Genomic DNA, 20,122 nt, shown 5'->3' with positions numbered 1-20,122 from the left:
CAAACCAAGTCAGACGACAATCCTAAGCGGTTGAGTGTGGCAAAAAAACGCCAGCAGCCGGAACTCGGGCGGACAATGGTTAACGTTAAGCAGCCCTATCCAGAGGAAAGGGTCGCTGATTTTATTGAAGAAATTAGGGAGTTGAGGCGCGGACCTGATCTCAGCGGGTAAACACCCGCTGCGGCCGACGGCCGACCGGAGCCGGTGGGGGGGTCGGAGCCCCTCCACCGAACAGCCGCTCGAAGAAGTTCAGCCCCGACGAGCCGCCATTATTGGCGAACGTCACGCCTGACGGCAGCGTCGTTGCCGGGCGCGAATAGCTCGGCTGCGAATGGGCGACGACGTTCTCGAGGTCCTTGCCGCGGCCGTTCTTCAGGATGCTGATCATGGTCGCGTCGCGGCCATAGACGTCCTTGCGGAATTGCAGCTTGCCGCCATCGTCCACGAACGCGGTTTGGTAGGTGATGTTGACCGGGATCGGCGTCGGGAATTTCAGGTCGATCTCACCGGAGCCATACATGCTGCGCACGCGCTCCGGGGTGTAGTGCTCGTTCGGCATGGTGATGTTGAGCAGCACCGAAGCGTACTGATCCGGATTTTGCACGCGCATGCAGCCATGGCTGAAGGCGCGATCTTCCTTGGCGAACAGGTGCTTGTCCGGCGTGTCGTGCTGATAGACCAGGAACTTGTTCGGGAAGTTGAAGCGAATGCGGCCGAGCGCGTTGGCTTCACCGGGCGGCTGCGAAATGTGCACCGAGCCGTCGCGGTTCTGCTCGAGCCTCAGGCCCATGCGCTGAAGCACGGTCGGGTCCTGCTGCAGCGCCGGCAGATATTCCCCATAGACGATCGAGGGCGGCACGTTCCAGGTCGGGTTGACCGTAATGTACTTCATCGTCTCGGTCAGCAGGGGCGTAGCGTGCTGGCCCGGCTTGCCGGTGACGACGCGGGTGGTCCAGACCTGCTGGCCGTGCTGCATCACCTTCAGCGTGTAGTCGGGAATGTTGAGGATGACATAGGCATCGCCCAGCGAGGGCACGCCGAGGTCGCGCGGCAGCCAGCGCCAGCGCTCCATGTTCACGACCACGGTGTCGATCTGCTTGTCGCGCTTCGGGCTGTTCAGGGCCTTGACGGTCGGCGTGTCGAGCACACCGGTCGCCTTCAGCTCGGCGCCGTCCTGGAATTTGCGTACGGCTTCGGCAACCGTGGCGTCATAGTGGTCGTCGCTGGCGTTCTCGGTGATGCCGAGCTTGGCGCGAAGCTGTGGCACGCGCGGATCCTGCACGACGATTTCAGCCTGCTTCTTACCCCTGGCGGGGGTGTATTTCAGCGCGGGGCCGTCGGTGATCTCGATCACCGGACCGTCGCCCTGGCCGCGCAGCTTGGCGAGCTGCGCCTTCAGCTCCTTGTAGAGCTTCTGCGGCGGATTGTAGCTGTCGAGCGCGACGGACGCGTCAGCCGCCGTCGTGACCTTGGTGATCACCTCGCTCGGATCGATCGGATGCTCGGGATAGAGGATATCTGCACTGACCTGCGACCAGTGCATGCGGCCGCTCTGCGCCTGGCGCGCATAGTCGAACATGCTGGCGGTGAGCTTCAGCTCGGCATCGGCCAGCGCATCAGGCGTCGTGGCGGCGGCGAAGTCAGGCACCGGATAGTCGGCTGGATTGAGGCCGTCGGAAGCCGCGTCCTTCAGCCGCGCGATCACGCCCTTGGCCGCGGCGGTCAGGCTGCCGGCTTGCGTCCAGACCGGCGCAAAGTCGCGGGCGCCATAAAACTTCTCGGCAGCGGCACGTTCGTTCTTGCGGTCGAAATGGCGCGAGGTCTTTGAACCGAGGATGTCCCTGATCTTGTCGGCGACCGGCTGGTCGGCGGCAGGAACGTTGCTCGCGGCCTTGACCGGCTCGGCGACCGGGGTTGCGGCTGCCGCCGCAGGTGCAGCGGGAGCGGCAGTCGGCGCGGTGGCCGTGTCAGCCTTTGCCGGTTCAGATTTGGCGGGTTCGGTTTTGGCGGGTTCGCTCGTGACCGTCTCGCTCTTCGGTGTGTCGGCGGCGGGCGTCGTGGCGATGTCGGCAGGTTTGGTCTCCACCTTCTCCGCGGCCGGAGCGGCTTCGGCCTTCACAGGCTCCTTGACCACGTCCTTGGGGCCGTCCTGAACGGTGGCGGTGGTGTCGAGCTTGATGTCGGACGCGGTCGGGGGCGGAACGTTTGCGGGCTCGGGGCGCGGGATCGCGGCTTCGATCGCAAGTTCGGCAGCGCTGCTGCGCGCCTGGTCCTGTGCCAGCGCCGAGCCGGCCGACACCGTGAGGAAGGTCGCTGCGACCGCCGCCAGAACGCGGTCAAAGCCTGCACGGTGGTTCAAACAGTCACGCATTGTATCGCACCCCTCGGGTGAACTGTCCCTCGTGGAACAGCTTTCGTTTTCGCCTAATTGAGCTTCGGCTAAATCGCGCCGGCCTCTCGAAACTTGCACGCCTGCACACAACGATTCCTACGCAGACGATATACAGGCCCCGTTCTTGCAGCTAGCACTACCCCGGGAAACTGACCACAAACTGACTTCAAGACAGACCGTTTGCAACGGATTGTGCGGTTTCACCGCACGCTTTTCCGACCCTCTGTCACTTCCAAGTCACGGTTTCGGCCGAAGCCGAATTTTGCCGTAATTCAACGGGTTGCAGGCGCATCGCTGAGGCGCGCGAACCCCCGTTCGCATGAGGTTCAGTGCGTCTCCTCGCCGCTTTTCCCGCCATGTCCGGGAACCCCGGCTTCGTCGAGCTTGCGGTACAGCGTGGACCTGCCGATCCTGAGTCGGCGCGCCACCTCCGACATCTGTCCGCGGTAGTGCGAGATCGCAAAGCGGATGATCTCGCTCTCCATCTCCTCCAGCGGGCGAACATCGCCGGTCGGGGTGAGCATCGAGAGCGACCCGGTCTGAGGCAGCGGCGCGATGGGTATTTCGCTACCCGACACCACGGAGGGCGCTGCGATCGGCTCGATCATCAGCGGCGCGGTCGGGATCTCCGTCGCCGAATGCGGATGCGGGCCCGGCAGCGGGAAATCGTCGAGACCGAGCTGGTCGCCCTCGCTCATCACCACCGCGCGGTAGACGGCATTCTCGAGCTGGCGGATGTTGCCGGGCCAGTCGAGCTGGGTGAGATGCGCCACGGCCTCGCCGCTGACGCCGGAGATCGCGCGGTTCTCCTCGGCGGCAAAGCGCGCCAGGAAATGCCTGAGCAGATGCGGGATGTCCTCGCGGCGGGCCTTGAGCGAGGGGATCGTCAGCGGCAGCACGTGCAGGCGATAGAACAGGTCTTCGCGGAAGTGCCCTTGCTTGACCCGGTCCAGAAGCTTGCGATTGGTCGCGGAGATGATGCGGACGTCGACCTTGACGGGTTTGCGGCCGCCGACGGCCTCGACTGCGCCCTCCTGCAGTGCGCGCAGGAGCTTGACTTGTGCAGTCAGCGGCAGCTCGCTGACCTCATCCAGAAACAGCGTGCCGCCATGGGCTTCGAGGAATTTGCCGGTGTGCCGTTCGGTTGCGCCGGTAAAGGCGCCCTTCTCATGGCCGAACAAGATCGACTCGACGAGATTGTCGGGAATCGCGCCGCAATTGACCGCGACGAAGGGCTTGGCCTTGCGCTCGCCGCTGCCATGGATGGCGCGCGCGAACATCTCCTTGCCGACGCCGGACTCGCCTTCGATCAGCACGGGGATCGATGAATTTGCCGCCTTCTGGGCCGCGCGCATCACCGGCGCCATCGCTTCGGCGCGCGTGATGATGTCGGAGAAGGTCAGCCGGCCCTCGCGGCTGTGACGGATGCGTTGCAATTCGCCCTTGAGCGCGGAGGCATTCAGCGCGTTGCGAAGCGAGACCTGAAGCCGCTCCATTCCGACCGGCTTGACCACGAAGTCGGCCGCACCGGCGCGCATTGCCGAGATGACGTTGTCAATGCCGCCATGGGCGGTCTGTACGATGACGGGCACGCTGAGGCCCGCCTCGCGGATTTTTGCCAGCACACCCATGCCGTCGAGGCCGGGCATCACGAGATCGAGGATCACCGCGTCGATCGCGGGGGCGTCGGGACCGGTGAGGGTCGCGATCGCGGCGTCGCCGGATTCGACGACGACCGTTTCATAGCCGCATTTCTGCACCATGTTCTCGACCAGGCGGCGAGCTACGGCGTCGTCGTCGGCGATCAAAATACTGGCAGCCATGGTGCTCCCCGCACGCTACTACTATCTGTCTCGAATCGGGTCACTCTGGCCGAAGCCGATTAACGCACTCTTAAATCTTGATGCCCCCGCCCGCCGCAGCGATCGTTGAACACAGGTTTCCCACACAATGAAGTCGCGCTCCAAGACTGCTGTCCGCAAACCAGCCGCCAAGACATCCGCCGCCAAGACATCCATCGCCAAGACATCCATCGCCAAGAAATCCGCTGCCAAGAAATCCGCTGCCAAGGCAAAACCCTCCGCAAAGCCTGTGAGCAAGACGGGCAAGCTTCCGGAGTGGAACCTCGCCGATCTCTATTCCGGGATCGACGCGCCGGAAGTGGCGCGCGATCTCGAAAAGATGGATGCCGATTGCGTCGCGTTCGAGACCGACTACAAGGGCAAGCTCGCAACAGGCACAGCAAAGGAAGATGGCGGAAAATGGCTCGCGGAAGCCGTGCGGCGCTATGAGGCGATCGACGATCTCGCCGGCCGTCTCGGCTCCTATGCCGGTCTCGTTCACGCCGGCGACAGCGTGGACCCTGCGATTTCAAAGTTTTACGGCGATGTCTCCGAGCGGCTGACAGCGGCCTCGACGCATCTCTTGTTCTTCGCTCTCGAGCTCAACCGTATCGATGACGATATTTTGACCGGCGCGCTGCAAGCCCCTGAGCTCGCGCACTATCGTCCGTGGATCGAGGATCTGCGCAAGGAGAAGCCGTATCAGCTCGACGACAAGCTCGAGCAGCTGTTCCTGGAAAAGGCGCAGACCGGCTATTCGGCCTTCAACCGTTTGTTCGACCAGACCATCTCGAGTCTCCGCTTCAAGGTCGGCGCCAAGGAACTGGCGATCGAGCCGACGCTGAATTTCCTGCAGGACCGCGACGGCGCCAAGCGCAAGGCCGCGGCGGAAGCGCTGGCGAAAACCTTCAAGGCCAATGAGCGCACCTTTGCGCTGATCACCAACACGCTCGCCAAGGACAAGGATATCTCCGACCGCTGGCGCGGTTTCAAGGATGTTGCGGATTCCCGCCATCTGAACAACCGCGTCGAGCGCGAGGTGGTCGATGCGCTGGTCGCCTCGGTCCGCGCGGCCTATCCAAAGCTCTCGCATCGCTATTACGCGCTGAAGGCAAAGTGGTTCGGCAAGAAGAAGCTGGCCTATTGGGACCGCAACGCGCCGCTGCCCTTCGCCGCGACCGATGTGATCGGCTGGCCCGATGCGCGCAACATGGTGCTGACGGCCTATCGCGGCTTCTCGCCTAAAATGGCCGACATTGCCGAGCGCTTCTTCACCGATCGCTGGATCGACGCGCCAGTGCGGCCGGGCAAGGCGCCCGGCGCATTCTCGCATCCGACCACGCCGTCGGCACACCCTTATGTGCTGATGAACTACCAGGGCAAGCCTCGCGACGTCATGACGCTTGCCCATGAGCTTGGCCATGGCGTGCACCAGGTGCTGGCGGCCAAGAACGGCGCGCTGATGGCACCGACGCCGCTGACGCTGGCGGAGACCGCGAGTGTGTTCGGCGAGATGCTCACGTTCAAGCGGCTGCTTGCCCAGACCAAAAATACAAAACAGCGCCAGGCGCTGCTCGCCGGCAAGGTCGAGGACATGATCAATACCGTGGTGCGGCAAATTGCGTTCTATTCCTTCGAGCGCGCCGTTCATACCGAGCGCAAGAACGGCGAGCTCACCGCGACACGGCTCGGCGAGCTCTGGCTGTCGGTGCAGGGCGAGAGTCTGGGGCCCGCGATCGAGATCAAGGCGGGTTACGAGAACTACTGGATGTACATCCCGCACTTCATCCATTCGCCGTTCTACGTCTACGCCTATGCCTTTGGCGATTGCCTCGTGAACTCGCTCTATGCGGTTTACGAGCATGCGGCCGAAGGTTTCGCCGAGCGCTATCTCGACATGCTCGCCGCCGGCGGCACCAAGCACTATTCCGAGCTGCTGCGGCCGTTCGGGCTCGATGCCAAGGACCCCAAGTTCTGGGAGGGGGGCCTCTCCGTCATCGCCGGCATGATCGACGAACTGGAGGCGATGGGCTGAGGGCGAAGCGGGCTTCCTAACCGATTGGGAATCCAAATGAACCGATTTGCGGGAAAACCGCGCCTCGGTGCCGTTGCCCTGCCCGAGGGTTTAAGGTATCCCAGCCGAAGAATTCGGCTTTCGACTGGGGACATTCCATGGCTGACCATAGCGAAGTGGCGTACAGCACCGCCGACGGCAACGACTACGTCGCCCACGAGCAGACCTATGAGGGCTTCATCAAGCTGGTGAAGTACGGCACCGCCTCGGTCGCGCTCATCGTCATCCTGATGGCGATCTTCCTGACCTGATCCATCGCCTGTTGCACCGACATCGTCGTCGGTGCTCATAAAATTTGCATTCAAGCCGGTGCCAAAACCGGTATCCAACGTTGCGGGAGTGACGCTAAGTTCGCGTGCGCGCTTTGTCCCGCGTCGCCGGAGGGCCTATGAAGATCGCCGTTGCCAAGGAAATCGATCCGTCGGAGCCGCGCGTTGCCGCTTCGCCTGATACGGTGAAGAAGTTCAAGGCGCTGGGCGCCGAGATCGCCGTCGAGCCGGGCGCCGGCGTCAAATCGGGCCTGCCTGATTCCGAATTCACCGCGGTCGGCGCCACCGTCAGCGCCGATGCACTGAAAGATGCTGACATCATCATCAAAGTGAAGCGTCCCGAGGCTTCCGAGCTGTCGCAATACAAGCGCGGCGCGCTGGTCATCGCCATCATGGATCCCTACGGCAATGAAGCTGCGCTGAAGGCGATGGCCGAAGCCGGCGTCTGCGCTTTCGCGATGGAACTGATGCCGCGCATCACCCGTGCGCAGGTCATGGACGTGCTGTCCTCGCAGGCGAACCTTGCCGGCTATCGCGCCGTGATCGAGGGCGCCGAGGCCTTCGGCCGCGCCTTCCCGATGATGATGACCGCGGCCGGCACCGTGCCTGCCGCGAAAGTGTTCGTGATGGGCGTTGGCGTGGCCGGCCTCCAGGCGATCGCAACCGCGCGCCGTCTTGGCGCCGTCGTCACCGCGACCGACGTGCGACCTGCGACGAAAGAGCAGGTGGAATCGCTCGGCGCAAAATTCCTCGCCGTCGAGGACGAGGAGTTCAAGAACGCGCAGACCGCCGGCGGTTATGCCAAGGAGATGTCGAAAGAGTACCAGGCCAAGCAGGCCGCGCTGACCGCCGAGCACATCAAGAAGCAGGACATCGTCATCACCACCGCGCTGATCCCGGGCCGTCCGGCGCCGAAACTCGTCTCGGGCGAGATGGTCAAGTCGATGAAGCCGGGCTCGGTGCTGGTCGATCTCGCCGTCGAGCGCGGCGGCAATGTCGAGGGTGCCAAGGCGGGTGAGGTCGTCGACATCGATGGCATCAAGATCGTCGGCTACACCAATGTCGCGGGCCGCGTCGCGGCCTCGGCCTCCAGCCTCTATGCCCGCAATCTGTTCTCCTTCATCGAGACCATGGTCGACAAGAAAGAGAAGAAGCTCGCCGTCAATTGGGACGACGAGCTGGTCAAGGCCACTGCGCTGACCAAAGATGGCGCCGTCATCCACCCGAACTTCCAGCCGAAGGTGTAAGGAGATCCGTCATGGAGCATGCTGCACAGGTCGTCGACCCCTTCATCTTCCGGCTGTCGATCTTCGTCCTCGCCGTCTTCGTCGGCTATTTCGTGGTGTGGTCGGTGACGCCGGCGCTGCATACGCCGCTGATGAGCGTCACCAATGCGATCTCCTCGGTGATCGTGGTCGGCGCGCTGCTTGCCGGCGGGGTCGCCAATGTCTCGAGCGGTTCGGGCTGGGCGCGCGCCTTCGGCTTCGTCGCGCTGATCTTTGCCTGCATCAACATCTTCGGCGGCTTCCTTGTCACCCAGCGCATGCTGGCGATGTACAAGAAGAAGTCGAAGTAAGCGGCCACCTCGGGCTGATGGGATCAATGGGGACCTGAGATGAGCGCCAATCTCTCTGCATTCTTGTATCTCGTGGCGGGGGTGCTGTTCATCCTGTCGCTGCGCGGGCTGTCGAGCCCGGCCTCTTCGCGCCAGGGCAATCTGCTCGGCATGATCGGCATGGCGATCGCGGTTGCGACGACGCTTGCCAACCATCCGCCGGCCGACGGCCTCGCCTGGGTGCTGGTGATTGTCGGCATCGCCATCGGCGGGACGATCGGTGCCGTCATCGCCCGCCGCGTGCCGATGACCTCGATGCCGGAACTGGTCGCCGCCTTCCACTCGCTGGTCGGCATGGCCGCGGTGTTGGTCGCGGCGGGTGCATTCTATGCGCCGGAGGCCTTCGACATCGGCACCCCCGGCAACATCCACACCCAGAGCCTGATCGAAATGTCGCTCGGCGTCGCCATCGGCGCCTTGACCTTCACCGGCTCGGTGATCGCGTTCCTGAAGCTGTCGGCCCGCATGAGCGGTGCGCCGATCATCCTGCCGGCGCGGCACGTGATCAACGTCGCGCTCGCGGTCGCGCTGGTCGCCTGCATTGTCGGGCTCGTCGTCACCGGCAGCCCGGTGTTCTTCTGGCTCAACGTCATTCTCGCGCTGGCGCTCGGCGTGCTCATGATCATCCCGATCGGCGGCGCCGACATGCCGGTCGTGATTTCGATGCTGAACTCCTACTCCGGCTGGGCCGCGGCCGGCATCGGCTTCACGCTCGGCAATTCGGCGCTGATCATCACCGGCGCGCTGGTCGGCTCGTCGGGCGCGATCCTGTCCTACATCATGTGCCACGCGATGAATCGGTCCTTCATCTCGGTCATTCTCGGCGGCTTCGGCGGTGAGACCGCTGCGGCCGGTGGGGCTACCGGCGAGCAGAAGCCGGCAAAGCTCGGCTCGGCGGACGATGCCGCCTTCATCATGAAGAACGCCTCCAAGGTCATCATCGTGCCCGGCTACGGCATGGCGGTGGCGCAGGCCCAGCATGCGCTGCGCGAGATGGCCGACATGCTGAAGAAGGAAGGCGTCGAGGTGAAATACGCCATTCACCCGGTCGCGGGCCGCATGCCCGGCCACATGAACGTGCTGCTGGCCGAGGCCAACGTGCCCTACGACGAGGTGTTCGAGCTCGAGGACATCAACTCCGAATTCGCGCAGGCCGACATCGCCTTCGTGATCGGCGCCAACGACGTCACCAACCCGGCGGCGGAAGAGGACAAGACCTCGCCGATCTACGGCATGCCGGTGCTGCAGGTCTGGAAAGCCGGCACGGTGATGTTCATCAAGCGCTCGCTGGCGTCGGGCTATGCCGGCATCGACAATCCGCTGTTCTATCGCGACAACACCATGATGCTGCTCGGTGACGCCAAGAAGGTCACCGAGAACATCGTCAAGGCGATGTAATCAGCGAGGGGGACCGTGGCCCTGAACAAGGAGTGGCACCGGTCCCATCGCATGCCGTCGAAGGCGACGCGCGAGCAGCGCATCGCCTGGCACGCTGCTCATGCCGCGGCGTGCGGTTGTCGAGAGATCCCCCTGGGCATCCGGTCCGACGTCCTCCAATTGCTCAAGAGCCGTCGCAAGCCCTGAACTCAGCAATGACGGGACTGCGATGACATTCCTGAAATGGATCGCCATCATCCTCGTGGCCGAAGCAGTTCGTTCGGATCCCCGAGGGCGGGCATGACGATCTCGTCAATCTTGGCATGATCGAGATCGCACGAGGCTTCATCAACGGCTCTTGAGGGCTGACGGGCGCGATCTTCTCGCGCATAATCGGTGCGTTCAACCAAGGAATAGCCTGCATGAGCGCACACGGACCGATGCCACGGTCGTCCTGGGTCTTTCCCGCGCTGGCGGTACTGCTGTTCCTGGTCGTCACCGTGACCGGCTACAGCTTTACGCTATCGACGGGCGGCGGCGTGTTTGCGATCGTCCTGCTGGTGATCCTGTTCGGCACCGTGTTCGCGGCCGTGCATCATTCCGAGGTGATCGCGGAGCGGATCGGCGAGCCGTTCGGCACGCTGCTGCTCACGCTTGCGGTGACCATCATCGAGGTCGCGCTGATCACCACCATCATGCTCGGCGACAAGCCTGCGCCGGAGCTTGCGCGCGACACCGTGTTCGCGGTGGTGATGATCGTCTGCAATGGCCTCGTCGGCCTCTGCGTGTTCATCGGCGGGCTGCGCTATCGCGAGCAGGGATTTCAGGTCTCCGGCGCCAACGTCTATCTCAGCGTGCTGATTGCGCTCGCGACCCTGACGCTGATCATGCCGAACTACACGCTGACGACGCCGGGCCCGGTCTATTCGACGCTTCAGCTCGGCTTCGTCGACCTCGTGACCATCGTGCTCTATGGCGTGTTCCTCTACACCCAGACCGTCCTGCACAAGGACTATTTCGTCCATGAGCGGACCGAGGGCGAGGGCGGCGAGACCCATCTGCCGGGCAAGCTGCTGGCGCTGAGCATCGTGCTGCTCCTGATCTCGCTCCTGGCCGTCGTGCTGCTGGCCAAGAAATTCTCGCTGGTGGTGGATGCCGTCGCCGACAGGATCGGCGCTCCGCCGGCCTTTGCGGGCCTCCTGGTCGCGCTGCTGATCCTGATGCCGGAAGGCGTCTCCGCGATCTCCGCCGCCCGCAAGAACGACCTTCAGAAAAGCATCAACCTGGCGCTGGGATCCTCGCTGGCGACCATCGGCCTGACGATTCCGGCGGTCGGGCTCGCCACCTATGTGATCGAGCAGCCGCTGGTGCTGGGGCTCAATGCCCAGAGCTCGGTGCTGCTGTTCCTGACATTCTTGCTGAGCATGCTGACCTTCGGCACCGGCAGGACCAATGTCCTGTTCGGACTGGTCCATATGGTGGTATTTGCCGTCTACGCGTTCATGGTCTTCGTGCCCTGAGCCGATTCGCCTTAAGCGAGGTTCTAGATGCTTGCCGCCAGCTCCGAGGTTCAGATCGACAATGACGAGGTCCGGGTGACCGAATGGCGGCTTGCCCCGGGCAGCGCCACCGGGCATCACACCCACGGAATGGACTATGTGATTGTTCCCGTCGTCGGCGGAGAAATGACCATCGTGGCGCCGGGCGGGGAGCGTTCCAAGGCGCAGCTTGCGGCGGGAAAATCCTACTTCCGCAAAGCCGGCGTCCAACATGACGTACTTAACGAAACCTCAACCGACATCGTGTTCCTTGAGATTGAGCTGAAGGCGTAAGGCGCTCGTAACCTTTGCCATCGATCCGTCGCAGTTGATCCCTTACAATGCCCCAAAGTTCCCGCATCAGATCGCGCGGGGAGTGGCCGAGAAATGCTGAAATACCTCGCTAAAATCTCGATGGATATTTTCCCCTCGGTGCTCGCGACGATCATCGGGGCCTACATCGTTAACCACTACATCAATGCGAGGCCGGCGGCGGATACGCCAGCCGCAGTCGTGGCACCTGCCGACGCCGGCAAGAAGCCCGCTGGCGTGGCCAACCTCCCGGGCCCCGGCGTGAAAGCCAAGGGCGTTTCCGAGAAGAGCATTTCCGACAAGAGCGGATCGGACAAGCCGGCGGCCGACAAGCCTGCTGACACCAAGGCTGTCGACACCAAGCCTGCCGACACCAAGGCTGCCGACACCAAGGCTGCCGACACCAAGGCTGCGGACGAGGCTGCCTCGCGCGGCCGCACCCCGGCGCATGAGAAGGCCGTTGCCAAGTCCTCCCCCGTCACGTCCAGTCCGGCGGCGCCCGCCGCTGCGCCGGTGGTCGAGGCCAGTTCGTCGCCGGCCGCTCCGGCCGCGACCCCCGACGCCAACGATCTCGCCCGGGCCGCCATCGAACGCCTGCGCAAGTCGCCTGAGGGCAAGGCTGCCGAGAAGGCTGCCGAGGCCAAATCGACCGAAGCCAAGCCTGTCGAAGCCAAGCCTGCCGAAGCCAAGCCGGCCGAGAGGACGCCGGAGCCTGCCGTGCAGGAAGCATCCCGCACGCCGGAGGCTCCCCGTGTCGTGACGACAGTGCCGACGACGGTGCGCCCCTTGCCGCCGCCGATCAATGTGTCGACGCCGTCGCCCGAGGCCTATGGCAATGGCGCCGCGTCGCAGGCGAATCCGCCCTACACGGCCTCGGTCGGCAACGACACTCCGAATCGGCTGACGCCGCCGGCCGATATCCCGGTCCCGGTGATCGCCCCGCCGCTCGATCTGCGCGCCGACGCCGGCGCGCCAATGCCGCGCCCCAAGACCAACGTCGCCGACGACATGCTGTCGGGCATGAAGTCGATGTTCCACGCGGTGCTGCCGAAGAGCGCCACTCCCGACTAACCAGGACGGCGTCTAAAGCGCGATGAGATTGGGTTGAATCGTCATCGCGCTTTAGCTCTTTGTTTGAGCATGATCTTTTCGGAAAACCGCTGCACACTTTTCCGGATCATGCTCTACGCCGTCCAATGACTGTCAGCCGCCGACGCGGGCCAAGCCGCTGCGGGCGGCGTCATCGCGTGGGCGCAGCGCGACGGCCTTGTTGTAGGACGCCGCCGCCTTGGCCTTTTCGCCCAGCCGCTCATAGGCCTGTCCCCGGATCGTCCAGACCTGAGCATTGTGCGGATCGGCTTCGGAGGCCTCGTCGAGATCGGCCGCCGCCTCCTTGACCTTGCCGATGGCAAGATAGCTGACGGCGCGGCCGAGCAGCGGCTCGGCCTTCTGCGGATTGAGCCCGCTGGCGGCGCCGAAATCGGCGATCGCGAAGTCGTGCTCGTTATTGCCCTGATAGAGCAGGGCGCGGCCGTAGAGCGCCTGCGCATTATAGGGATCGAGGGCGACGGCGCGATTGAACTCGTCCAGCGCGGCCTGCGTCTCGCCCGACTTGGCGAAGGCTTGCGCTTTTGCCGTATGGGTCTGGGCCTCGGCGACATTGGCGGCGCTGACGGCGCTTTCAGGCGCGGCGGCCGCCTTCGGCGCTTCCTGCGGCTTGTCCTTCTCCGGCCCCAGCGAGCCCAGATCGAACGAGCAGCCGCACAGGGCGATCCCGATCAAGGCCAGCACAAGCGGCTTGCGCCAGATCTGGCGTCGCCGCGCCAAGCTGGGCTCTGGGAAAGGAAAGGCCATCTACGGTTCGCTCGCGCTAGAGCATGATTCGGAAAAGCGTGCAGCGGTTTTCCGAAAAGATTATGCCCAAACAACAACCTAAAGCGCGATGACAAACAATCCCGATCTCATCGCGCTTTGGCGCCGCATCTGTAGTGCCCCGTCCCAGAAAGGCACCCCTCAAAAAACAATAACGCGGGCTCGGAGCCCGCGTTATCGAAACCTCAGTTCTGCATGATGGGCAAGATCAGCGCGGTCCGCGCGGACCTGCACCGGGGCCGCCACGGCCACCACGCTCGCCACCGGGGCCAGCGCCGAACACCGGCTTCGGCTTCATCGGCAGCAGGCCTTCGCGCTGCAGCTTCTTGCGGGCCAGCTTGCGCGCGCGGCGCACGGCTTCAGCCTTTTCACGAGCCTTCTTCTCAGAGGGCTTCTCGTAGTGACCGCGGAGCTTCATCTCGCGGAAAATGCCCTCGCGCTGCATCTTCTTCTTCAGCGCCTTGAGGGCTTGGTCGACATTGTTATCGCGAACGAGAACCTGCACGCGGCATCCTCTTCAGTGGATCGGATTTGAATTCTGGTAAGACGAAGGGATGGCAAAAAGCGCAAGCCCTTAACCTTGAGGGCGCGGATGTATCAGACAAAACCTGAGATGTCCACCGGCCAAGCAGGTTTTCGGACCAAGTTCAGCCATTAAATACGGCGAAAATGCTCCCGTGCGGCCCCGATTTGGGTGGTTTTGGCGCCAAGGACGGGCTGTTCCCGGCCGGGTTGCGCCGGACACCAGAAATCAGGGGAGACGCCACATGGACATGAAGAAATACGCTGCCGAGGCCATCGGCACGTTCTGGCTCACATTCGCAGGCTGCGGCAGCGCGGTGATCGCCGCCGGCTTTCCGCAGGTCGGCATTGGCCTCGTCGGCGTGTCCCTGGCCTTTGGCCTCAGCGTCGTCACCATGGCCTATGCGATCGGTCACATCTCGGGCTGCCATCTCAACCCGGCCGTCACGGTCGGCCTTGCCGCCGGCGGGCGCTTTCCGGCAGGCCAGATCCTGCCTTACGTGATCGCGCAGGTCTGCGGCGCCATCGTCGCCGCCGAGCTGCTCTACGTGATAGCCAGCGGTGCGCCGGGCTTCGACGTCACCAAGGGCTTTGCCGCCAACGGTTACGACGCGCATTCGCCCGGCCAGTACAGCATGGTCGCGTGCTTCATCACCGAGGTGGTGATGACCCTGATGTTCCTGTTCGTCATCATGGGCGCGACCCATGGCCGCGCGCCGGCAGGTTTCGCGCCGCTCGCGATCGGGCTGGCGCTGGTGATGATCCATCTCGTCAGCATCCCCGTCACCAACACGTCGGTGAATCCGGCGCGCAGCACGGGCCCGGCCCTGTTCGTCGGCGGCTGGGCGCTGGCGCAGCTCTGGCTGTTCTGGATCGCACCGCTGATCGGTGGCGCGCTGGGAGGCGTGATCTATCGCTGGCTCAGCGAGGCGCCCTCGGGTGTCGTCGCAGGCGTGAAGACGGCGTGATCCAAAAGTGGGATCGCGGCTGCGGTCGCCTCACTTGCCCTTCGCGGGCCTGACCTCGGTGACGTGGCCCATCTTGCGGCCGGGGCGCGGGGCGCCCTTGCCGTAGATGTGGACAGTCGCGCCGGGCACGCTCAGCCACTTCTCGTAATCATTGATCTCGTCGCCGATCAGGTTGGTCATGGTGACGACCTCACCGTGGCGCACCGGCTTGCCGAGCGGCCAGCCGGCGATGGCGCGGATGTGCTGCTCGAACTGTGAGACGGAGGCGCCGTCGAGCGTCCAATGTCCGGAATTGTGCACGCGCGGGGCAATCTCGTTGACCAACACCTTCGATCCGCCGCCATTGGCGAGCACGAACATCTCCACCGCGAGCACACCGACATAGTCGAGCGCGGTCGCGATCTTGCCGGCAATGCTGCGCGCCTCCTCGGCGAGCGCATCCGGGATCGGTGCTGGTGCGCGGGAGATCTTCAGAATGTGGTCGCGATGCTCGTTTTCGGTGACGTCGAAGCATTCGACCTCGCCCGATGCAGCGCGCGCGGCGATGACGGAGATCTCGCGCTCGTACGGGATGAAGGCTTCCAGGATCGCCGATTTGGTGGCGAGGCTGGTCCACACTTTCGCAATGTCGTCGCCCTCGCGGATGATGGCCTGGCCCTTGCCGTCATAGCCGAAGCGGCGGGTCTTCAGCACCGCGGGAAGGCCGATTCTGACGATCGCCTCGCGCAACGATGCGACCGAGGTGACGTCGGCATAGGCGGCGGTGCCGATGCCGAGCCGCGTGACAAAATCCTTCTCTGCGAGCCGGTCCTGGGTGGTCTCGAGGATCTTGCGGTTGGGCAGCACCGGACGGCGCGAATCCAGCACCAGGGCCGCCGCGGATGGAACATTCTCGAATTCATAGGTGATGACGTCGACGTCGTGGGCGAACAGCTCGAGCGCCTCGACGTCGGCATATTCGGCGCAGGTCGCGTTCAGCACCACGTCGAAAGCCGGCGAGTCCGGATCGGGCGAGAACACCTGGCAGCGCAGGCCGAGCCGCGCCGCGGCCATGGCCAGCATTCGACCGAGTTGTCCGCCGCCGAGGATTCCGATGGTGTCGCCGGGCTTCAGCTTCACCTGCTTTGCGTCAGTCACGCCTTGCCCTCCGGGCGCTCGGCAACCGCCTCGGTCTGCGCCTTGCGCCAGGCCGCGAGGCGATCGGACAGCGCGGGATCTGACAGCGCCAGCACGGACGCCGCCAGCAGCGCCGCGTTGATCGCGCCGGCCTTGCCGATCGCGAGCGTACCGACCGGAATGCCGGCAGGCATCTGAACGATCGAATAGAGCGAATCGATGCCCTTCAGCGTCCTGGACTCGACGGGGACGCCGAACACAGGCAGTTCCGTCAGGGCCGCGGCCATGCCGGGCAGATGCGCGGCCCCGCCGGCGCCGGCGATGATGACCTTGAAGCCTTCAGCCTTGGCGCCCTTGGCGAAGGTAAACAGCCGGTCGGGGGTGCGGTGAGCCGAAACGATGCGGGTGTCGGAGGCGACACCGAGCGCTGCGAGCGTGTCGGCGGCATGCCGCATCGTCTCCCAGTCCGACTGGCTTCCCATGATGATGGCGATCGGCGCGGTCATGACGTCAATTGTGCTCGGAAAACAGAAAGATAGGCCAGATTAACGGTTCCGGCCGGCGGCTCGCAAGGCGGTGGCAAGGAGAAGGGAATGCACTATCCTGTCTTGGTGAATCCCCGCAAGCCTTCATTGAGCAGGATGCCCATGAAGAAACCGAAAAGGGCGACCGCTGCGAAGGCCAAAAAGGGCCGGAAAACCCGCGGGCGCCGAACGAAAGCTGCAGCCAAGCGGGCTGCGGCTGCCGCGCCGCGTCGCGTGACCGTCGTTGGCGCCAAGGAGGTCGGCAAGGACAGCAGCAAGGCGACCATCCGCGACCTGCGGACCAAGCTCACGCAGGCGCTCCGACGCATCGCCGAGCTCGAGGCTGCAGCGGACACCGATTTCCTGCTCGACATTCCCAACCGGCGCGGCTTCGAGCGCGAGCTCCAGCGCGCCATCGCTTACATGAAGCGCTACCGTGCCAGCGGTGCGCTGATCGTGCTCGACGTCGACCGGCTGAAGCCGATCAATGATTCCTTCGGCCATGCTGCCGGCGACGAGGTGCTCAAGGCGATTGCCAACACGCTGATGCGACAGATCCGCGCGTCCGACGTGGTCGGCCGTCGCGGTGGCGATGAGTTTGCTCTGCTGTTGTGGAATCTCAGCGAGACCGACGCCAAGGCGAAGGCTGCCATCCTGGAGCAGGCGATCGACGATTTGTCGTTCACCTTTCGCGGGCAGCACGTGACCGCGGGCGCCTCCGCCGGTGTCGCGCTGCTCGGTGCGCACTCAGATGCTGCTCGTGCGCTGGAGGAGGCCGATGCCGCCATGTATGTGCGCAAGGCGCACCGGCGCCACGAGCCGCGGGTCAGGCTTGTGAGCAGCTAGGCATGATCCGGACCCGAAGGGCCGCGTTAGCGCAAAGTGTGCAGCGGTTTTCCCTCGCGACATCAGCGGAACGCGTTTGCGCGGAGATCATGCTCAAACAATAAGACTCTACAGCGTTGCGAGATCTTCCGGCACGTTGCCGAATTTGCGCAGCAGCGTGGCATCGCCGAATTCACCGGTCATGGGATCGCCGCTGCGACTGAACGCGACTGCGCCGATATGGCCGGTGCCGCGCGCCAAGACTTCGGCGCGCCGCAGCGCGGCCGTAGGGCTCTGGCATTCTTCTGCGGCGCCGGCGACAGGCGATCCGTCGGCATCGATCAGGAAGGGCATTGCAACGTAGTAGGTCACATCTGACATGGCGTTGCTCCAATGGTGGGGTCTTAAGCGGCGCTGCTCCTGCTGCGCGAAGCCTCCGGAATGCAGCCGGCGGAAATCGCCGCCTGCAATTCTTCCAGCTCGGCTTCCAGATATTCGTTGGCCATGATCAGCGCTTTGATGGTGCTGCGCATGTTGCCGTCGCACATCGCGATCGCCTGATCGCAGGCCTGTTCATAGTGGCTGTGGTCGAGAAGGGCTGGGACTGACATCGGCGGTGTCCTTGCGGGTGTCCTTGGGCATTAGCTGTGGGCGTTAGCCCTGGGTGTTAGCCCTGGGTGTTCTTGGGGCGGCGGGACTTATGTTCTTCTTTTGTTCTTTTTGAGTCAAGCGGATTCACGTGGCGGCATTCCGCGACCGCTCACGGATCAGGCAATGATATCAGGGGTAATCTGGTCTTCGATGAATGCGATACGGTCCCGCAACAATAGCTTGCGTTTCTTCAACCGCTGTAACCGCAACAGGTCGGGGGCAGGCGATTGATGCAGTGCATCGATCGCCGCGTCGAGATCTCGGTGTTCCTGCTGCAACCGGGTGAGCTCGGCTTCGAGTTCACGCTCGTCTTCATGGGTCATGTCTGCGGTGGCCGAAAACCGATAGGCTTGAGATCAAGGCTGTGGATGCCCTATGGAAATTATCGTCCTTGCGCGGCTTGATCGCAAGCGATCTGCGGCCTTCCTGCACCCCTCTCCCGCAAGATATTTCGACGATTCGGGAAGCGCACAGCGCAAGCACATTGATATCATGGATTTTTCGACGCGCGGTTCCTTACTCACGCTTCATTACATATGAATTTTCAAAAATGACCGTGCGACGACGGATACATATCGACAGAACGAATCGCTGATGTACACTTGCGCGTCCGGATCGAATCCAAGGTTCACCCCTACCGAGGAGGTTTCGAATGACAATTCAGGCACATCTGGTTGAATTGGAACGGAAGCACAAAACTCTCGAAAACGAATTGCACGAAGCGCTCGTGCACCTTTCAACAGACGACCTGCAAATTGTTGAGTTGAAGCGCCGCAAATTGATGGTCAAGGACCAGATTGAACGACTGAAGCAGACCGGCGACACGCTTCACTAGTAACCCCCGTAACAGCGTCAAGTTTGATCGTATCCTTTCAGGCAGGGACGAAAGCCTTTGCGCTCGTCCCTGCTGTAAGGCGCGCACCCGTGCGATTATCGTGCGCAGCAGGCTTTGTGACGCGAGCCGGTTCTCACTCCGGCTGCAATGCTCTCTAGATTTCCGCGAGTTCTGCGACGTGGTCCGCGATCGCGAGCGACGACGTCAGTCCCGGCGATTCGATGCCGAACAGATTGATCAGTCCTGCGACACCATGGTCGCGCGGACCCTGCATGAGAAAATCCTGCGTTGCCACCGCCGGCGGTACGATCTTGGGGCGGATGCCCGAATAACTCGGCATCAACGCCCCATCGGGCAGCGTCGGCCAGTATTTGCGGATTGCAGGATAGAACCGCTCGGCGCGCGACGGATCGACCTCATAGTCGATCGTCTCGATCCATTCGACATCGGGGCCGAATCGCGCCTGTCCTGCCATGTCCAGCGTCAGATGCACCCCAAGCCCGCCGGGTTCGGGCACCGGATAGATCAGGCGCGAGAACGGCGCGCGCGCATTGCAGCTGAAATAATTGCCCTTGGCGAGATAGGCCGGCGGAATCCGGTCGATCGGCATGCCGTCGATGTGGCGCGCCACTGATGTCGCCGACAATCCCGCGGCATTGACGAGCAGGTCGCATTGCAACGTCATCGGCGCTTCGCCGCCGGCTTCGAGCTCGATCACGCCCGCCTCCGCCTTGGCGCGGATCAGCGGCGTGTGAAACGCAAAGGCCGCGCCCGCCTCCTCGGCCTCACCCCGCAGCGAGAGCATATAGGCATGGCTGTCGATGATGCCTGTCGACGGCGACAGCAGGGCGGCGTCGCAGGCCAGCGCCGGCTCCAGCGCGCGCGCGGCCTCGCCGGACAGCAACTGCATGTCGAGCACGCCATTGGCCTCGGCATGCGCCTTGATCGATTGCAGCTTCTCGGTTTCCTTCGCATTGGTCGCGACGATCAGCTTGCCGCAGTTCTTGTGCGGAATGCCGCGCTCGCCGCAATAGCGATACAGCGCATGCTTGCCGCTGACGCACATACGCGCCATCCAGCTTCCGGCACGGTAATAGATCCCGGCATGGATCACTTCGCTGTTGCGTGAGGAGGTGACGGTGCCGATGGCCTCGGCTTCCTCGAGCACGATCACCTCGCGCCCGGCCTGTGCGAGCCTCCTTGCCACCGCGAGCCCGATCACGCCGGCTCCGATGACGACGCAATCCACCCTATCCATGGCGATGCAGAAGTCCCGCTGAAGGTGGTGCCGATGGTTCCGGTTTGCCTGGGAAACGCGCTGCGCGGGCGTTATCCGTTAAGAAAGCATTTATCATGTCAGGGCAATTGCCGTATTTCACGTCACATTTTTC

22 protein-coding genes are annotated in these 20,122 nt (G+C 63.6%); 12 read left to right on the top strand and 10 right to left on the bottom strand.

Going from position 1 to position 20,122, the window contains the following annotated elements; genetic code table 11:
* Nucleotides 1-160 precede the first annotated feature (160 nt).
* Together XH98_RS03045 and XH98_RS03040 are read right to left on the bottom strand one after the other, a co-directional pair.
* A complete protein-coding gene (locus tag XH98_RS03045) occupies nt 161-2,371 on the bottom strand; it encodes a L,D-transpeptidase family protein (RefSeq protein WP_271617769.1) in 2,211 nt (736 codons plus the stop codon).
* 347 nt (nt 2,372-2,718) lie between these two features.
* Nucleotides 2,719-4,215 (bottom strand): sigma-54-dependent transcriptional regulator, encoded by a 1,497-nt coding sequence (locus XH98_RS03040; protein WP_271603899.1) that lies wholly within the window; start codon nt 4,213-4,215, stop codon nt 2,719-2,721.
* Nucleotides 4,216-4,342: 127 nt separating this feature from the next.
* Here XH98_RS03040 and XH98_RS03035 point away from each other — a divergent pair, with 127 nt between their 5' ends.
* From XH98_RS03035 to XH98_RS03000, 8 genes are all read left to right on the top strand, one after another.
* Nucleotides 4,343-6,268 carry a M3 family oligoendopeptidase gene (locus XH98_RS03035; protein WP_271617768.1) on the top strand — a complete coding sequence of 642 codons (1,926 nt, stop codon included), beginning with the start codon at nt 4,343-4,345 and terminating at the stop codon, nt 6,266-6,268.
* 137 nt (nt 6,269-6,405) lie between these two features.
* Nucleotides 6,406-6,558, top strand: a complete 153-nt coding sequence (locus tag XH98_RS03030) for an aa3-type cytochrome c oxidase subunit IV (protein WP_018317799.1) — start codon at nt 6,406-6,408, stop codon at nt 6,556-6,558.
* Nucleotides 6,559-6,695: 137 nt separating this feature from the next.
* Nucleotides 6,696-7,823 (top strand): Re/Si-specific NAD(P)(+) transhydrogenase subunit alpha, encoded by a 1,128-nt coding sequence (locus XH98_RS03025; RefSeq protein WP_220003293.1) that lies wholly within the window; start codon nt 6,696-6,698, stop codon nt 7,821-7,823.
* 11 nt (nt 7,824-7,834) lie between these two features.
* The gene (locus tag XH98_RS03020; RefSeq protein WP_014492434.1) at nt 7,835-8,152 is read left to right on the top strand and encodes a proton-translocating transhydrogenase family protein; all 318 of its coding nucleotides are present in this window, start codon (nt 7,835-7,837) and stop codon (nt 8,150-8,152) included.
* A gap of 39 nt (nt 8,153-8,191) precedes the next feature.
* On the top strand, nt 8,192-9,589 hold the full coding sequence (locus XH98_RS03015) for an NAD(P)(+) transhydrogenase (Re/Si-specific) subunit beta (RefSeq protein ID WP_271617767.1): 1,398 nt from the start codon (nt 8,192-8,194) through the stop codon (nt 9,587-9,589).
* 401 nt (nt 9,590-9,990) lie between these two features.
* The gene (locus XH98_RS03010; protein WP_271617766.1) at nt 9,991-11,088 is read left to right on the top strand and encodes a calcium:proton antiporter; all 1,098 of its coding nucleotides are present in this window, start codon (nt 9,991-9,993) and stop codon (nt 11,086-11,088) included.
* Between the two features lie 27 nt (nt 11,089-11,115).
* On the top strand, nt 11,116-11,400 hold the full coding sequence (locus XH98_RS03005; RefSeq protein ID WP_057757303.1) for a cupin domain-containing protein: 285 nt from the start codon (nt 11,116-11,118) through the stop codon (nt 11,398-11,400).
* Between the two features lie 93 nt (nt 11,401-11,493).
* Nucleotides 11,494-12,489, top strand: coding sequence for a hypothetical protein (locus tag XH98_RS03000; RefSeq protein ID WP_271617765.1), 996 nt, complete (start codon nt 11,494-11,496; stop codon nt 12,487-12,489).
* A gap of 132 nt (nt 12,490-12,621) precedes the next feature.
* Here XH98_RS03000 and XH98_RS02995 read toward each other — a convergent pair whose 3' ends face one another.
* Both XH98_RS02995 and rpsU read right to left on the bottom strand, forming a co-directional pair.
* Nucleotides 12,622-13,272 (bottom strand): tetratricopeptide repeat protein, encoded by a 651-nt coding sequence (locus tag XH98_RS02995; RefSeq protein WP_333931527.1) that lies wholly within the window; start codon nt 13,270-13,272, stop codon nt 12,622-12,624.
* A gap of 226 nt (nt 13,273-13,498) precedes the next feature.
* The gene (gene rpsU / locus XH98_RS02990; RefSeq protein ID WP_027545547.1) at nt 13,499-13,795 is read right to left on the bottom strand and encodes a 30S ribosomal protein S21; all 297 of its coding nucleotides are present in this window, start codon (nt 13,793-13,795) and stop codon (nt 13,499-13,501) included.
* A 262-nt stretch (nt 13,796-14,057) separates the two neighbouring features.
* On the opposite strand from rpsU, the gene aqpZ reads away from it, so the two are divergent.
* Complete coding sequence (gene aqpZ, locus XH98_RS02985; protein ID WP_271603906.1) at nt 14,058-14,780, top strand: aquaporin Z; 723 nt, start codon at nt 14,058-14,060, stop codon at nt 14,778-14,780.
* Nucleotides 14,781-14,810: 30 nt separating this feature from the next.
* Here aqpZ and XH98_RS02980 read toward each other — a convergent pair whose 3' ends face one another.
* Nucleotides 14,811-15,917: a 5-(carboxyamino)imidazole ribonucleotide synthase gene (locus XH98_RS02980; protein WP_271617763.1), complete on the bottom strand. Its 1,107-nt coding sequence runs from the start codon at nt 15,915-15,917 to the stop codon at nt 14,811-14,813.
* Entirely contained in the window at nt 15,914-16,402 is a 489-nt protein-coding gene (purE, locus tag XH98_RS02975; protein WP_057757311.1) for a 5-(carboxyamino)imidazole ribonucleotide mutase, read from the bottom strand. The genes XH98_RS02980 and purE overlap by 4 nt, the downstream gene beginning before the upstream one ends.
* A gap of 141 nt (nt 16,403-16,543) precedes the next feature.
* Here purE and XH98_RS02970 point away from each other — a divergent pair, with 141 nt between their 5' ends.
* Complete coding sequence (locus tag XH98_RS02970; RefSeq protein WP_271617762.1) at nt 16,544-17,266, top strand: GGDEF domain-containing protein; 723 nt, start codon at nt 16,544-16,546, stop codon at nt 17,264-17,266.
* A gap of 108 nt (nt 17,267-17,374) precedes the next feature.
* Here XH98_RS02970 and XH98_RS02965 read toward each other — a convergent pair whose 3' ends face one another.
* From XH98_RS02965 to XH98_RS02955, 3 genes are all read right to left on the bottom strand, one after another.
* A complete protein-coding gene (locus XH98_RS02965) occupies nt 17,375-17,626 on the bottom strand; it encodes a hypothetical protein (protein ID WP_057757313.1) in 252 nt (83 codons plus the stop codon).
* 23 nt (nt 17,627-17,649) lie between these two features.
* Nucleotides 17,650-17,856 carry a hypothetical protein gene (locus tag XH98_RS02960; RefSeq protein WP_271617761.1) on the bottom strand — a complete coding sequence of 69 codons (207 nt, stop codon included), beginning with the start codon at nt 17,854-17,856 and terminating at the stop codon, nt 17,650-17,652.
* Between the two features lie 156 nt (nt 17,857-18,012).
* Nucleotides 18,013-18,219: a YdcH family protein gene (locus XH98_RS02955; RefSeq protein WP_018641547.1), complete on the bottom strand. Its 207-nt coding sequence runs from the start codon at nt 18,217-18,219 to the stop codon at nt 18,013-18,015.
* Nucleotides 18,220-18,271: 52 nt separating this feature from the next.
* Here XH98_RS02955 and XH98_RS02950 point away from each other — a divergent pair, with 52 nt between their 5' ends.
* On the top strand, nt 18,272-18,436 hold the full coding sequence (locus XH98_RS02950) for a hypothetical protein (RefSeq protein ID WP_271617760.1): 165 nt from the start codon (nt 18,272-18,274) through the stop codon (nt 18,434-18,436).
* Between the two features lie 112 nt (nt 18,437-18,548).
* A complete protein-coding gene (locus XH98_RS02945; protein ID WP_057757317.1) occupies nt 18,549-18,731 on the top strand; it encodes a YdcH family protein in 183 nt (60 codons plus the stop codon).
* A gap of 154 nt (nt 18,732-18,885) precedes the next feature.
* Here XH98_RS02945 and XH98_RS02940 read toward each other — a convergent pair whose 3' ends face one another.
* A complete protein-coding gene (locus tag XH98_RS02940; RefSeq protein ID WP_271617759.1) occupies nt 18,886-19,989 on the bottom strand; it encodes an NAD(P)/FAD-dependent oxidoreductase in 1,104 nt (367 codons plus the stop codon).
* Nucleotides 19,990-20,122: the final 133 nt, after the last annotated feature.

This window comes from Bradyrhizobium sp. CCBAU 51745, from assembly GCF_028128715.1.
GTDB classification, from domain to species: Bacteria; Pseudomonadota; Alphaproteobacteria; order Rhizobiales; family Xanthobacteraceae; genus Bradyrhizobium; species Bradyrhizobium manausense.
Note: the sequence above shows the minus strand (reverse complement) of the source record. Positions and strands in the feature narration are given on the sequence as shown.